Consider the following 14,414-nt stretch of genomic DNA (forward strand, 5'->3'; position numbering starts at 1 on the left):
GCGCATATATCAGCGGCCGTCAGCAAACAGCCCCGACACCGCACGACGACGCACCCGTGAACGCACAAAAACAACCGCCCCCTTCCCGGAACTGAACTGCCGGGGAGGGGGCGGTTGCGCTGTTCTTAAGAGTTAGGACGCTTGCCGCGGTTTGCACTCTTCTTGCGACGGTCCTTGCGCTTACGACCACGCTTGCTCATGGGGGCCTCCTTCGAATTGGGCGATTAAAAGTACAGGTATTCCACTTTATCGCTCACACACGCCTACAGGGAAATTCTGCGCGCGTACGGTGGTGAGGTTTAGGCCGACAGGCGTGCGCGGTTGCGGGCGAGCGCCTTGTTGCGGCGCTTGATTGCGCGGCGCTCTTCCTCGGAGAGGCCGCCCCAAACGCCGGCGTCCTGGCCGGTCTCCAGTGCCCACTTCAGGCACTGGGAGGTGACGGGGCAGCGGTTGCAGACCAGCTTGGCCTGGGCGATCTGGGAGAGTGCAGGGCCGGAGTTGCCGACCGGGAAGAAGAGCTCCGGGTCCTCGTCGCGGCAAATTGCTTCGTGGCGCCAATCCATGGTGAAATACTCCTTATATATAAGCGTTGAACAGTTGTTGCGCACACCACTTCATCGCCCCCGGGGAAAGAGGCGAGTTGCAAACGAAGTTTGATTCCAGGATCCGGGCGGTGTGCTCTGGTGAGTTCCGGCTGCCGGTTTCCCTGGCGTTAACCCTGTGGTGTCTTCGGGTTAAGGGCTGTGTTACCAGCCCGTTGTTTTTGCTACCTGAGAATCATGGCATGAAATTGCAATGTTGGCTAGGGGTAAACGTCAAAATGTGATAGGAATCATACGAATATTTGTTGCGTGGGCAGTTCATATTGGGATTCCCCAGGGTTTTTCGCACCGCCCGACATGTCTCTGAGCTGCGGAAACGGGGAATTCTGCGCACGCATACGCGCCGGAGAAGGTCAAATCGGATACCTGTGATGTTCCTCGGGGAGTTGGTTGGGCGTCGACAAGCGGCACTGCGCATGCGTTTACCAAAGTGACGGATAGACTAACGCAATGTGACCAACAAAGACTCGAGTAAGCAGACCCCCAAACCCGCAATGGACCTAGATACGGCAGAGCGCCTCAGCGGTAGCGTGCCTCCGCTGATGCGCTTCGGTGCCGTCATCGTGCTGGTGCAATGCCTGGCCATCTTCGTCTACGCGGCCAGCCTCATCTATAACCAACTGATGGGGGCAAGTGACAGCACCCTTGAATCGGATTCGGCGGCGGTCCACTTCGTCTCGCTGGGTACGGCGATCTTCCTACTGATCATCTTCGGCTTCATCGCCTTTGTCGCCGTGTCTACGTTGCGCGGTAAACCGCGGAGCACGGGCGCGATCGTGTTGATCGAGGCGATCCTGACAGGTGTGGCCTTCTACATGTTCTCCGGCGGCGCGATCCTGTTGGGAATCGCCACGCTGCTGTCCACGGCGCTCGTGCTCTACACCGTCTTTAACCCGGAGTCGGCGCGCTACAACGAGGCGCGCTACGAGCTCCGCAAGGCCCAGCGCTAGGGCTTACTCCTCGATCGCGAGGACGACGACCTCATCGCCGCGCTTTTCCACGATGGTCGGGCCAGCCGAGCTAATGGAGATGGGGCCGGAGTAGTCGCCGCGGTCGACCGGGATGATCTTCTCCACCGAGTTCTTGTCCCAGTTCACTACCGCGACACCCTTCGATGAGGCGTAGAGGAGGCGGTCGCCCGCGGAGAACCCGGTGCCGAGTGCGCCCTGGAACACGCCCGTGACGCCGAGCTCCGCCGGGTCCATGAGTACCAGGTAGTCGTCCTGGAAGTAGCTCATGTGGTGGGGGAGGTCTTTGGTTGGCAGCATCCGCGTGCCGTCGTCAAGCGAGCTCGGCTCGCCCAAGTCCGGGATTTTCGAGGCGGTGATTTCCTTGCCGTCCATCTGATAGGAGCGGACCTCGGAGGTGGTCGGATCGTAGATCGCCGCGGCGTCCTGCGAGATGCCGACGAGGTACGCGCCGTCGTGAAGCTGCACCGAGCCGTGCATCTCCGGCTCGCGGGAATCCTCCGGCGTGGTCTCCTGGAAGCGCAGGAAGGTGTCGCCGCCGCACTCCTCGGTCACCGCGAGCAGCTCGGTGCGGGTCAGCGCCGAGGTGATCGGGCACTCGTTGGGCTGCATGTTCGGCTCTTGCGGGGCCTCGATCGTGCCGTACTCGACGGTGCGCACCATGTCCGAGCGCCACAGCTCCACCCGGTCGCGGTTCACCTGGCCGACGTGATCGTTCGAGGCAACAGGCGTGATGTGCTCAGGGCCTGGCGCCGAGCGCGTCGAAGCGTACTCGCCGGAAAGTGCGTTGATGGCAACCACGTCGCCGCAGCCAGCGTTGCCGCGGTAGTTGGCTACCACCTTGTCCCACGCGCCGCTTAAGCCGCACAGCTCTTCTTCGCGGTGGTAGGTCCAGGCGGTGTCGCCTTCCGGGGTGGTCGCGGTGATCGTGCCCTCGTTGTAGGTGATCAGCATGCCGGCGACTACGAGCGGGGCAGCGTCCGGGGAGGTATCGGGCAGGCGAAAGGACTCGTGCAGCTGATCGGGCACGATGGCCAATTGGCCGTAGTTCTCGTGCTCCTCGGCGGCTGAGACCAGCTCGGAGGAGCGGATCGGCGCGGTGAGAAACGCGGTGCCGAGTAGGCCGACAGTCAGTGCGGTGATTGCCGCAGTGGCGATCAGGTCACCCTTGGTGCGTCGCAGCGGAGCGTTCAACGCCGTTTCCTTCCCTGCCGTGGTCTCTTGGGGCTTTTGGCCGTGCGCTGTCTCGCCGGCCGGCTCCCGAGCACTTTACGCGGCCGCCCAACGGTGGCGGTAGCCGAGTCCGGAATATCGAGTGCCTCGAAAAGCTCCGGGGAGGTAGAAAACCAGGCCGGGGGAGTGGGCTGCCCGAGTTCGAGCTCGTCGTTAATTTGCTCCCACTTGTACATCTCATCAAAACCGATGAGGGTGATCGCCGTGCCCGAGTGTCCGGCGCGGCCCGTGCGGCCGATACGGTGCACATAGGTCATGGGGTCGTCCGGAGTCTGGTAGTTGACCACGTGGGTGACGTCGTCGACGTCGATGCCGCGTGCCGCCACGTCGGTTGCCACGAGGATCTCCACCTCGCCGGTGCGGAATGCGTCCAGCGACTTCTGGCGCGTCTCCTGGCGCAAGTCGCCGTGCACGGTGCCGACGAGGAAGCCGCGGCGCGCCAGGTCTTCCGCCACCTGGGCGGCGGTACGCTTCGTGCGCGCGAAGATGATGGTGCGGCCGCGCCCGTTGGCCTGGAGCACGCGTGCGAGCACCTCGGGCTTGTCCATGCGGTGCGACTGGAAGACCACCTGTTTGGTGCTGGCGTGAGCGGCAGAGGCGTCCTCGGATTCCGCGCGCATGTGTACCGGCGTGCGCATCATGGAGCGCGCCAACGTGAGGATGGGCGCGGGCATGGTGGCGGAAAAGAGCATGGTCTGTACCTCTTTGGGTACCGCCGACCACAGCTTCTGGATGTCGGGCAAAAAGCCCATGTCCAGCATCTCGTCGGCCTCGTCCAGCACGAGGATGGCCACATGGCCTAGGTCGAGATCGCCGCGGTTGTACAGGTCGATCAGCCGACCCGGGGTGCCGATGACCACGTCCACGCCCTGCTTGAGTTCGCGCAGCTGGTCCTCGTAGGGGGTGCCACCGTAGATGGTGGTGCAGCGAACCGGCGTGTACTTCGCGGCGCGGTCAAGGTCCTCGCCGACCTGGACGGCCAGCTCTCGAGTGGGAACGACGACGAGGGCGCGCGGCGTGCCGTCGAGTTCCGCGATGCGGGCATCGTCGAAAACCCGGTCCAAAAGCGGGATGCCGAAAGCGTAGGTCTTGCCCATGCCCGTGCGGGCCTGGCCGATCAAATCTCGGCCGTCTAAGGCGAGCGGTACCGCGAGCTCCTGGATGGAAAACGTGTCCGTGATGCCCTGCTCGGCGAGTGCATCGAGCAGTTCTGCGGCCACGCCCAGTGCCGCGAAGGTGGGCGCTTTGTCGTGTTCACTCTCAGCTGATCTAGGCACACGCTCATCTTAGCCCGGGGCCGTTACAATGGGGCCACTGCTCGGAGACGGGCGTGAATGAAGAGTAATTACACACATTTCAAAGGAACGTGAGCGTCACCCATGGACATCAAGATTGGTTTGGCCGATACCCCGCGCGAGCTTGTGATCAAGCTGCCGGAGGGGCAGGAAGACTTCATCTCTACCATCGAGCAGGCGATTGACGCGGGCCAGGCCACTGTCAAGGTGGTCGATGACAAGGAGCGGACCTACCTCATCCGCACCGACCGGATTGCTTACGTGGAGCAGGGCTCGACCACCGCACGCAGCGTCGGCTTCATGCGATAGATTGTGAGGTTATGAGCAGTAGGCACAGACGTGCCGCGGCATCTGCGCCCACGGATGCGAAAGCGGACTGGGATGAGGATGGCGCGGAGGATTTCTTCGGCGACTGGGAGGGCGACGATGACGGCGAGGGCCGTCTCGTGCGCTTTGCCCGCGAGTACGGGTGGCGCGCGTACGCCATCCCGGTGCTGACTGTCCTGACTGTGCTTGTGCTGGTCAATATGTTCCAGCACCCCGGCTCTTCCGTGGTCGCGCCTGTCGGTGGCGCGGATGAGCAGACCGCCGCGGCCGCGGGGACCGAGGAGGCGGGCGACGGCGGCGCGCATCGCGAGCCCGCCGAGCTGCCGGAGGGCGAACACAGGGTGGAGGAGCTGCCGCCCGGCGGTCCGTTTACCCCGGCGGGCGACGGCACCTACCGCACGGTGGGGGCACCCGGCCTGAACGTGGGCGAGGGCAAGGAGCTGAAGGTGCGCTACGTCGTGGAGATTGAAAACGGGGTGGACACCACCACTTACGGCGGCGACGGCGCGTTCGCGGCGATGGTGGATGCCACGCTGGCGGACCCCCGGAGCTGGACGAACGACCCCCGCTTCGGCTTTGAGCACGTGGCGGCCGACCAGGATCCGGACGTGAAGATCCGTTTGACCTCCCAGGCCACGACCAAGGAGCTGTGTGGGGTGAACCTGGACATGGAGACCAGTTGCCGCACCACCATTACCGGCGAGGACACCGTGCTGTTGAACGAGGCCCGCTGGGTACGCGGCGCTGTGCCTTTCGAGGGTGATATAGGCCGCTACCGCCAGTACATGATCAACCATGAGGTGGGCCACGCGCTCGGTTTTGCCTCGCACGAGGCCTGCCGCGAGGAGGGGGCGCTCGCGCCGGTGATGATGCAGCAGACGCTGAGCTTGGATAACTCCCAGCTGCATTCTTTTGACCCGGAAGAGGTGTACCCGGACGACAACAAGCGCTGCCGAACCAACCCGTGGCCGTACCCGCGCCCGGCAGCGAAGTAAAGAGGGTGTGCGCATGATTCCTGAGCACGTTGTTGCCGCATTCCAACTGGAGGGCTCGGGCAGTCCGCTGGGCGCGCCGTGGGACTTTGGCCGCAAGTTTGGCAACGTCGTGGTCGCGCCCGCATCTCCGACCGCCGCGTGGTCCGGTAAGACCCGGGAGAAGCTGGCGGATGCCATCCCCGGCCTGCACGTGGCGCGCCCGGTGCGTGCGACCGACGGCCGCCTGGTGGTGGGCGGCTACTGCGCCAATGAGTTTGTCCCAGGGGCACCCGCGGCCCGCGTCGATGAGGCGATGGCCGGGGCTTTGCTTCTCGACGAGGCGTTGGCCCCCTTCACCCCGCCTTCCCCAGCTTCGCGCACGGGCATGTGGGCCGACGCCGAGCGCGCCGCCTGGCGAGACTTCGACGGCGACGTGCCGGTCGGCGGGCTGGTGACTGCGCACATGGATTTCTTGGCGTGCTGCCTGTTTGCGGGCAAGGACGCCCCGGTGCTGAGTACGTTGGTGCCCTCGGTGGAGCCGCGCCCGCGCGGGTATACGGCCGCGCAAGTGATGGTTGACGGGCTGCTTGTGCGCGCGGTGGATGCGGGCGTGATCGGGCGGTGGGCGCACGTTCCACATCTGCTGGAGCTTGCCGAGCGTGCGCTGAAGTACCGCGAAATCACTGGTGAGGCCACTATCTCGAACGTGCGTTCTGAGATTTCGCGGGTGCGCGAGCTCATCGTGTCGGCCTAGCCTGGCACACTAGCGGCCATGAACGCACCACAGATACCGCACACCCCGCGGGCCTACTTGGTCCCACGCACGCGCGAGACTACAGCGCGCTCGTGGCCGACGGCGCTGCCTGAGACCGGGCGGTGGAAGGTCGTCGGCCAGGCCGGTGCTGGCGTGACGAGCTTCCTGGTGGACACGGCGGTGGCCGCCGCGCTGCGGGCCGCCGAGCAGGGCGAGGACGCGAGCGGCATCGTCGTGCTCGCCTCCTCCAAGGAGGCGGCGGCGCGGATGCGCGCGGAGATCTCCGACCGGCTGGCCGAGAGCGGCTTTGTCAGCAGCGCGCCGCTGGTGCGCTCGGTGCATTCTATGGCTTTTGCCATCCTGCGCCAGCGATACGACCAGGAGATCCGGCTGATCTCCGGCGCGGAGCAGGACGCGGTGATCCGCGAGCTGCTGCGCGGCCAGGTGGAAGACGGTCGCGGGAGCTGGCCGGAGGAGCTGCGCCCCGCGATGGGCATGGTGGGCTTCGCCCGCCAGTTGCGTGACGTGCTGCTGCGCGCCGTGGAGCGCGGCTTGGATGCGGATGCACTCGCCGCACTCGGCGAGCGCCACGGCGTGGAGATCTGGCGTGCGGCCGCCGAATTCCTACACGAGTACCAGCAGGTCATGGCGCTGGCCGGGGGCAAGCGCTTTTCGGCCTCGGAGCTTGTCGCCGAAGTCTTGCGCGACGAGTTACAGGCGCTGTGGCACACCGTGATCGTCGACGATGCGCAGCACCTCGCGCCCGCCCCGGCCGAGTTCATCCGCCGCCTGCTTGCTCATGCCGAGCTGGGTGTCGTCGGCGGGGACGAGGCGCAGTCGATCTACCACTTCCGTGGTGCTTCGCCGCGCTTCTTCCGCGACCTCGGCGGGCTGGACCACGAGGTCATCGACTTGGGGGAGTCGCGCAGACAGCCGCGCCGCAGCGTGGCGATTGCACAGGACGGAGCCACCCAGCTGGCCGCGGTGGCCGACGCGCTGCGCCGCGCGCACTTAGAAGACGACGTGGCCTACCGGGAAATGGCGGTGGTGGTGCGCTCGACCTCGCTGATCGAGCCAGTGCGCCGCAGCCTTTTGCAAGCCGGGGTGCCGGTGATGCTCAACCCGACCGACGTGGTCCTAAGCGAGCAGCGCATCGTGGCGGCGCTGCTGCTTGGCATGCGCGCGCTGCACGAGGAGCTGGTGCCCGCGCAGTGGCGCGACCTCTTGCTCGGCCCGGTCGGCGGCACCGACCCGGTCACGCTGCGCCGCCTGCTGCGCGGGCTGCGGCGGTGGGCACCGGACACGCGCGCCGAGGAGACGCTGCACGCGCTGCTGGTGAGCCCTCAGGAGCTGCCCGACTTTGGCAGCGTGCTTACTGACCGCGAGCGCAGCCTGCTCGAGCGCGTCCGCGCGGTACTGGACGCGGGCCGGCGCGCCGAGCGCGAGGGCGGCAGCGTGGAGGACGTCCTGTGGGCGATCTGGCACGCCACCGGCCTGTCCGATCACCTGCTCGCGGTCGCGCTCCGCGGCGGGGCGAGCGGCTCGCAGGCGGACCGTGACTTGGACGCCGTGATGGCGCTTTTCGACGCCGCCGGAGACTTCACTGAGCGCCGCGCAGCCGCCGGCGTGGAGAGCTTCATCGCGGAGATCACCTCCCAGGAGCTGCCCACCGGCGTGCGCGACCGTCGGGCGGCGACGCCGGATGCGGTAGCGCTGCTCACAGCGCACGGTGTGGCGGGCCAGGAGTTCTCCCGCGTCGTCGTGGCTGGCGTGCAGGAGAATTCGTGGCCGAGCCTCGGCGAGACCGGCTCCCTGTTCCGTCAGGAGGACCTGGTGGATCTGGTGGATAACGGGGTGGACCCCGACGTGCCGGTCTCGCACACCGCGGAGCGCCTTGCCGAGGAACGCCGCCTGTTTTGGGTGGCGGTGACCCGCGCGCGCGACGCCGTGTTGGTCACCACGGTGGATGACCAGGAGGGCGACGAGTTGATTGTGCCCTCGCGGTTTATCGAGGAGTACTGCGAGGACTTCGGCATCGAAACGACCTCCGTGGTCGCCCCGTCGGAGGCGCCGCAGGGCAGCGGAAGCGAGACTGCACACGATCGCGTTCGCCTCCTGGCGCGCGACGAGGTGATAGCTGAGCTGCGCCGGGCACTGGTGGCCGAAGATTCGGATGAGGCCACCCGTGCCCAGGCAGCGCGGCAGCTGGCGCGGTTGGCGCAGGCCGGTGTGGCGGGGGCTGCGCCGGAGCAGTGGTGGGGGACGACGGGGGCGTCGACAAGCGAGGCCCTGCACCACGCGACAACTCTGTCGCCCTCGCGCATTGAGGGGCTTTTGGCGTGCCCGATGCGCGAAACGCTCGGGCGCATGGTGGGGCTGGAAGAGAACCTGGCGATGATCTACGGATCGATGGCGCACGCGTACTTGGAGGCGCTTGGGGCGGGCATGGACGAGGCGGAGGCTCGCGAGGCGACGGTAGCGGCCAGGCGCGAGGCGGAGCGCGGCCCGGCGTGGAAAACCGCACGCGAGGTGGAAGATTTCGCGGCCCTGCTCGAGCGGCTGGGCGACTGGGTGGCTGCCACGCGCGGTACCTTTGCGCTGCTGGGTGCGGAGGTGCCGGTGCACGTGGAGCTGGAAAGCGGGGTGCGCATCGCCGGGCGGCTCGACCGTCTGGAGCAGGAGGTCACCGGTGAAACGGAGGGCCCGGTGCACATCGTCGATCTGAAAACCGGTGCCACCCCGCCCACGAAGGCCGCGACGACGGACAACATGCAGCTGGCCGCCTACCAGCTCGCGCTGGCCGGGGGCACCTTCGACGGCGAGGCGGTCGTGACCGCGAAGGCAGGGGACGAGCCGCTGCACGTCGGCGGGGCGGTGCTGGTCTACCCCAACGCGAATAAATCCACGCTGGCCACCCGCGAGCAGGCATCGAAAACGCCGGAGGAGCTCGCAGACCTTGCCGAGCTTCTGGCCCCGCTGCCAAAGCAAACGGCGGGACCTGAGCTGCTTGCGACCGCAGGGCCGCACTGCGAACACTGCGCGGTGCGCGCGCTGTGCCCCATCCAACCGGAAGGACAGGTGATCTACCGTGCCTAGCGCGAACAATTCCCCGATGTCGCCGACACTTTTGTCGCGCTACCTCGGGCAGAAGTTCCCGCCCACCGAGCAGCAGGCCGCGGTTATCGGGGCTGAGCCCGGTCCGCTGCTCGTAGTGGCCGGTGCCGGAGCGGGAAAGACGGAGACCATGGCCGCGCGCGTGGTGTGGCTGGTGGCCAACGGCTACGCGCGGCCCGACGAGATCCTGGGGCTGACCTTTACTCGCAAGGCGGCGCAGGAGCTGGGCAAACGCATCCGCGACCGGCTGGCCACCCTGGCCGCCAACCGCGACCTGGTGCGCCGGCTGGATCCCTCCGGTGAGCTCGCGGACGCGCTGCAGGTTATTGCCCCGACCGTGTCCACCTACGACTCCTATGCCGGCGACCTCGTGCGTGAATACGGCCTGCTGGTTCCGGTCGAGCCGGACTCACGGCTGATCACGGACGCGGAACTGCACGCGATCGCCACCGAGGTGGTCACGGACTACGCCGGGCCGGTGATTGCCAGCGGCGGGAAGAACCCAGCGGTGGGCACCGTGGTTGGGGAGGTCCTCGCGCTTGTGACCTCGATGGGCAACGAGCTGGCCACGCCCGAGGAGGTGGACGAGCAGGCTGCGGCGTTTCTGGCGGAGACCGAGTCGCTGCCGATGGCACCGCGTGCGCGCACCGAGTTCACTCAGAAGCTGCAGAAGTGGCGCAGCACGCAAGAGGAGCGCCGGGCGTACCTGCCGCTGGCCCGCGAGCTGAACGAGGAGCTGCGGCGGCGCGGGGTAGTGACCTTCAACGAGCAGATGTCCACCGCCGCGGCACTGGCGCGCGACCATGAGCGCGTCGGGCGCGCCCAGCGGCAGCGCTTCCGGGTGGTGATGTTGGACGAGTACCAGGACACCTCCCACGCCCAGCGCGTGCTGCTACGCAGCTTGTTCGGCCAAGGCGCTGACCCCGAGCTGACGGTCACGGCGGTGGGCGATCCGATGCAGGCTATCTACGGGTGGCGTGGTGCCACCGCGGAGAACCTTGCTGCCTTTGTCGAGGATTTTCCCGTCGGCGGTTCGCCCGCGCCGAAGAAGCAGCTGACCACCTCGTGGCGCAACCCACCGGAGATCCTGGCTTTGGCCAACAGCGTGTCCGACGCGGTGTTAGGCACCAGCGAACAGCGCGCGGTCGCCCCGCTTGCGGCCCGGCCTGGTGCGGACAGCGGGGAAGTGGCCCTCGGGTTTTTCCCGACGAACGAGGATGAGCTCGCGTTCGTGGCCGACAACCTCGCCGCACAGTACCGGGAGTCCCAGGAGCAGGGCGCGTCCTTTTCCGCCGCGGTGCTGGTGCGCAAGAACCGGCACTCCGCCGAGATCGCGGAGCAGCTCGCCGCCCGCAGCGTGCCTTACGAAATCGTCGGCGTCGGCGGTCTTCTCGACGTCCCAGAGGTCGCCGACGCGCTCGCCGTGGCCACCATGCTGGTCCGCCCCGCGGACTCGGCGGCCGCACTCCGCATCCTCGCCGGCCCCGCCGTGGGACTTGGGCTTGCCGACCTTGCCGCGCTCGCCGCCCGCGCGAACAACCTGCGCGGTAGTACACAGGAAGAGGAGACGGCAGGTGAGGACGCGGCCGCACGCCTTGCAGCGCAGCTCGAGGCACTGCAAGCCCGTGCCGCAGCCCTTCACGCTGGGGCGGAAGCGCCCGCGGGACTTGCCGACGCCGTGGCAGATCTCGGCGAGCCGGAGCGCTACAGCGAGGAGGGGCTGCGCCGGCTGCGCGAGCTCGCCGCGAAGCTGCGGTATTTGCGTACCCAGAGCCTGGGCAAGCGGCTCGTGGACTTGTTCACCGACATCATTGACGTCTTCGGCATCCGCACCGAGGTGCTCGCCCGCAGCTCTGCCGCTGGCACCGTCCACCTCGAGCGCCTCCTCAGTGCGGTCGCGGCCTACCCCGGGACCAGCCTGGAAGGCCTGCTCGACTACTTCGCGCTCGCCCGCGAACACGAGGATGGCCTGGCCCCAGGTGCCGTGGCCTCCCGCACCGATCGGGTGCAGATCCTGACCGCGCACAAGGCGAAAGGGCTGGAGTGGGACACCGTCGCAGTCCTGCACGCCGACAACGCCACCTACGCCGCCAAAGCAGAGACCTTCCTCACCTGGGTGCGCAACCTCCCGGGCGCCTCCTTCGGCGACCCGGAGTACCTGGCGGACTTCGCCGAGGTGGAAAACCGGACCCAGTTTGAAAAGGCCGGTGCCGCCTGGCTGAAGCAGGTGCGCGCCGAGCTGGCGGAGGAATCCGCCCGCCTCTTTTACGTCGCCGTCACTCGCGCCGAGCGCAAGCTGCTCATCACCGGCTCGCGGACCAAACCGGAGGTTGCGCGCGAGGCGGAACCCTACGAGCACTTCGCCACCATGCGCACGCTCGTAGAGGAGCCGGTGGCGTGGGCGAGCGGGGAAGAAGCCGCGGAGACAGAGGTACCGGAACCAACAGAAGACACAGAGGACACTGCCCCCTCGGGCACCTGGCCCCACTTCGACCCCGAGCCGGAAACGCTCGCTGCCGCAGCCCGCGTCGACAAAGCACGCGAGGAACTGCCCGCGCTCACCGAGGGCGAACTCTTTGAGCTGTGGGAGCGCGACGTCACCGCGCTGATCGAGGAGCACGAACGTGCCGCGGCCCCAGCCACCGCCGTAGTCATGCCCGCCGAGCTGACTGCCTCGGACGTGGTCGCGCTCAAGGCCGATCCGGAGCAGTTCGCGCGCCGGGCGCGCAGGCCGGTGCCCTTTAAACCGAATACCTACGCCAAACGCGGCACTGCCTTCCACGAGTGGCTGGAGGAGTTCTACGGCCAACTACCCCTGCTTACCGAGGATGAGCTGCCCGGCGGCGACGAGGCGGAGGTGGATGCCGCAACGCTCAAGCGCCTAAAGCGTTCCTTCGAGCGCAGCCACTGGGCGCGGCGCAGCCCCGTCCACGTGGAGCACCCTTTCGAGCTCGCACTGGGCGAGTCGGTTGTGCGCGGCCGGATGGACGCCGTATTCCGCGACGCAGATGGCGGCTGGGTCGTGGTGGACTGGAAGACCGGGGCGAAGCCCGCGCCCGCGCAGATGGAGGCGGCGAAGCTGCAGCTGGCGGTGTATGCGGAGGCGTGGCGTCGAATAGCGGGCGACGGCAAACCGGTGCGCGCTGTGTTCTTCTACGTGCGCACAGGCGAGGACTACTCCCCGTCGGAGCTGCCGGACGCGGACCGGCTCGCAGAGCTGTTGGACGCTGGCAGTGCTAGTGTTTCGGGGTTAAGTCACTCATGAGTAGAAGGGAGCAGTAGGCGATGAGGCGGCGTTACCCCTTTGCCTGGCGGGATCGCGTCCGCGACGACGTGGACCGCTCGGACGTTCCGGTGCATACGCTCCTTGATGTCATCACCATCCCTACAGAGGAACGCACCACCCCGTGGGCGCTCATTGCCCGGCGCTTCGCCTATGCCACGATGCTCATGGTCATCGTGGCGCTGATCGTGTACCTGGACACGGATGGCTACACCGAGCCGCTGACCTTTATCGACGCGCTGTACTACTCAGCGGTGTCGCTGTCTACCACGGGCTACGGCGACATCACCCCGGTGACCCAGGACGCGCGCCTGGTCAATATCTTCGTGATCACCCCGGCTCGTGTGGCGTTCCTGATGCTCTTGGTCGGCACGACCCTGTCCGTGCTGACGGAGGATTCCCGCAAGACACTTCAGATTCAGCAGTGGAGGAGAACTGTGCGCAATCACACCATTGTGGTCGGCTACGGCACGAAAGGCCGTTCCGCTGTCGACGCCCTGCTCGCGGGCGATACCGCACCGAGCAGCATCGTCGTCATTGACTCGGATCCGGTTGCCTTGGGTCACGCCGAGAAGCGCGGCCTGGTCACCGTCCACGGCGACGGCACGAAGTCGAGCGTGCTGCGAGTCGCCGGCATTACCCGCGCACGTTCCGTCGTGGTGGCTCCGAGCTCGGACGATACGGCCGTCCTGGTCACCCTGTCGGTGCGTGAGATGGCACCGCGCGCGATGATCGTGGCCAGCGCCCGCGAGAGCGAGAACCAGCACCTGCTGATGCAATCGGGCGCGGACTCGGTGGTGGTGTCCGCCGAAACGACCGGCCGCCTGCTCGGCCTTGCCACGGTCACTCCGCCCGTGGTGGAGATGATGGAGGACCTGCTCAGCCCTGACGAAGGCTTCGCCGTTGCCGAGCGTCCGATCGCCGACGATGAGGTTGGCTCCAACCCGCGCCACCTCGCCGACATCGTGCTCGGCGTGGTGCGCTCGGGTGAGCTGTACCGCATCGATGTGCCGGAGGCGGAGACCGTCGAGCCGGGCGATCGCCTCCTGTACGTGCGCATGACGCAGCCGCAGGAGTCGCCCGAAGCGCAGAAGCCGTCGGAGTAGCGTGCCGTTGTACCTGCTTTTCGACGCCACGTTGCACTTCCCCCTCAACTCCCAGGGCCAACCGCTGCTCCTGCCTACCCTGCCGTCCGGCGTAAAGGTGACCACCAGGGCGCGGGTGAGTCCGGAGGTGACCGCGGTGCGGGTATCCGATGTGACCGCCGAGGAGCTTGCGACGCAGGCGCTAGCCGAAGCGACAGCGAGCGCGCGTGAGTGGTTCGATGATCCGCTCATCGCGCGCGCTGTCGGGCTTCTCGTCGCGCACGAGCGCGGCGGCTTCGATCCGGCAGACGGCTCCCGGCTCGCCTGGGACGCCTCGGGCGCGTTTGCGCGGGGTGCCTCTGACCGGCCTGTCTTCCCGCGGATCGATCCTTGCGTGATTGGGGTGGTGGAGCACGCCGATTCCAAGCGCATCCTGTTGGGGGAGAACCGCCGCCGGCCCGGCTACTTTACCTGCATCGCCGGCTACATGGATGTGGGCGAGCGCGCCGAGGACGCCTTTGCGCGCGAGGTGTTGGAGGAAACCGGGCGCAGGATTGCAGATGTGGCGTATGTTGGGTCGCAGCCGTGGCCACTTTCCGGGTCGTTGATGCTGGGCTTCTTTGCCAGGACCGAAGACGAGGACGCGGTGGGGGAGACCGATGGGGAGTTGAGCCGGATCATCTGGGCGACGCGCGCGGACTTGGGGCAGCTTTCACTTGCTCCGGAGGGCAGTATCGCGCGCCAGCTCATTGGCCGCTGGGCCGCAAGCGAGTTGTAGG

The 14,414-nt window shown here is 67.1% G+C and carries 12 protein-coding genes; 8 read left to right on the forward strand and 4 right to left on the reverse strand.

Annotated features, from left to right (window positions below):
- Positions 1 to 125: 125 nt before the first annotated feature.
- Positions 126 to 200, reverse strand: coding sequence for a 50S ribosomal protein bL37 (locus CIMIT_RS13100; RefSeq protein ID WP_095066802.1), 75 nt, complete (start codon positions 198 to 200; stop codon positions 126 to 128).
- Positions 201 to 299: 99 nt separating this feature from the next.
- Entirely contained in the window at positions 300 to 563 is a 264-nt protein-coding gene (locus CIMIT_RS02840) for a WhiB family transcriptional regulator (protein WP_038588872.1), read from the reverse strand.
- A gap of 491 nt (positions 564 to 1,054) precedes the next feature.
- Between CIMIT_RS02840 and CIMIT_RS02845 the strand changes: the two genes are divergently transcribed.
- The gene (locus tag CIMIT_RS02845; protein WP_231910328.1) at positions 1,055 to 1,552 is read left to right on the forward strand and encodes a hypothetical protein; all 498 of its coding nucleotides are present in this window, start codon (positions 1,055 to 1,057) and stop codon (positions 1,550 to 1,552) included.
- Between the two features lie 3 nt (positions 1,553 to 1,555).
- On the opposite strand, the gene CIMIT_RS02850 is transcribed toward CIMIT_RS02845, so the two are convergent.
- Together CIMIT_RS02850 and CIMIT_RS02855 are read right to left on the reverse strand one after the other, a co-directional pair.
- Positions 1,556 to 2,764 (reverse strand): Rv3212 family protein, encoded by a 1,209-nt coding sequence (locus CIMIT_RS02850; RefSeq protein ID WP_038588875.1) that lies wholly within the window; start codon positions 2,762 to 2,764, stop codon positions 1,556 to 1,558.
- The gene (locus CIMIT_RS02855; protein WP_038588878.1) at positions 2,761 to 4,080 is read right to left on the reverse strand and encodes a DEAD/DEAH box helicase; all 1,320 of its coding nucleotides are present in this window, start codon (positions 4,078 to 4,080) and stop codon (positions 2,761 to 2,763) included. The genes CIMIT_RS02850 and CIMIT_RS02855 overlap by 4 nt, the downstream gene beginning before the upstream one ends.
- A gap of 102 nt (positions 4,081 to 4,182) precedes the next feature.
- On the opposite strand from CIMIT_RS02855, the gene CIMIT_RS02860 reads away from it, so the two are divergent.
- Genes CIMIT_RS02860 through CIMIT_RS02890 form a run of 7 tightly spaced genes read left to right on the forward strand, consistent with a single transcriptional unit; the run spans position 4,183 to position 14,413 of the window.
- Positions 4,183 to 4,407 carry a DUF3107 domain-containing protein gene (locus CIMIT_RS02860; protein WP_038588881.1) on the forward strand — a complete coding sequence of 75 codons (225 nt, stop codon included), beginning with the start codon at positions 4,183 to 4,185 and terminating at the stop codon, positions 4,405 to 4,407.
- An 11-nt stretch (positions 4,408 to 4,418) separates the two neighbouring features.
- Complete coding sequence (locus tag CIMIT_RS02865; RefSeq protein WP_083317150.1) at positions 4,419 to 5,420, forward strand: DUF3152 domain-containing protein; 1,002 nt, start codon at positions 4,419 to 4,421, stop codon at positions 5,418 to 5,420.
- Between the two features lie 13 nt (positions 5,421 to 5,433).
- Positions 5,434 to 6,153 (forward strand): hypothetical protein, encoded by a 720-nt coding sequence (locus CIMIT_RS02870; protein WP_084674247.1) that lies wholly within the window; start codon positions 5,434 to 5,436, stop codon positions 6,151 to 6,153.
- 18 nt (positions 6,154 to 6,171) lie between these two features.
- Positions 6,172 to 9,249, forward strand: a complete 3,078-nt coding sequence (locus CIMIT_RS02875; RefSeq protein WP_038588887.1) for an ATP-dependent DNA helicase — start codon at positions 6,172 to 6,174, stop codon at positions 9,247 to 9,249.
- A gap of 16 nt (positions 9,250 to 9,265) precedes the next feature.
- Positions 9,266 to 12,532 carry an ATP-dependent helicase gene (locus CIMIT_RS02880; RefSeq protein ID WP_038588890.1) on the forward strand — a complete coding sequence of 1,089 codons (3,267 nt, stop codon included), beginning with the start codon at positions 9,266 to 9,268 and terminating at the stop codon, positions 12,530 to 12,532.
- 20 nt (positions 12,533 to 12,552) lie between these two features.
- Positions 12,553 to 13,656: a potassium channel family protein gene (locus CIMIT_RS02885; RefSeq protein ID WP_038588893.1), complete on the forward strand. Its 1,104-nt coding sequence runs from the start codon at positions 12,553 to 12,555 to the stop codon at positions 13,654 to 13,656.
- A 7-nt stretch (positions 13,657 to 13,663) separates the two neighbouring features.
- Positions 13,664 to 14,413 (forward strand): NAD(+) diphosphatase, encoded by a 750-nt coding sequence (locus CIMIT_RS02890; protein ID WP_038593827.1) that lies wholly within the window; start codon positions 13,664 to 13,666, stop codon positions 14,411 to 14,413.
- The last annotated feature ends 1 nt before the right edge of the window (position 14,414 follow it).

Origin of the sequence: Corynebacterium imitans (genome assembly GCF_000739455.1) — a bacterium.
Classification (GTDB): Bacteria; Actinomycetota; Actinomycetes; order Mycobacteriales; family Mycobacteriaceae; genus Corynebacterium; species Corynebacterium imitans.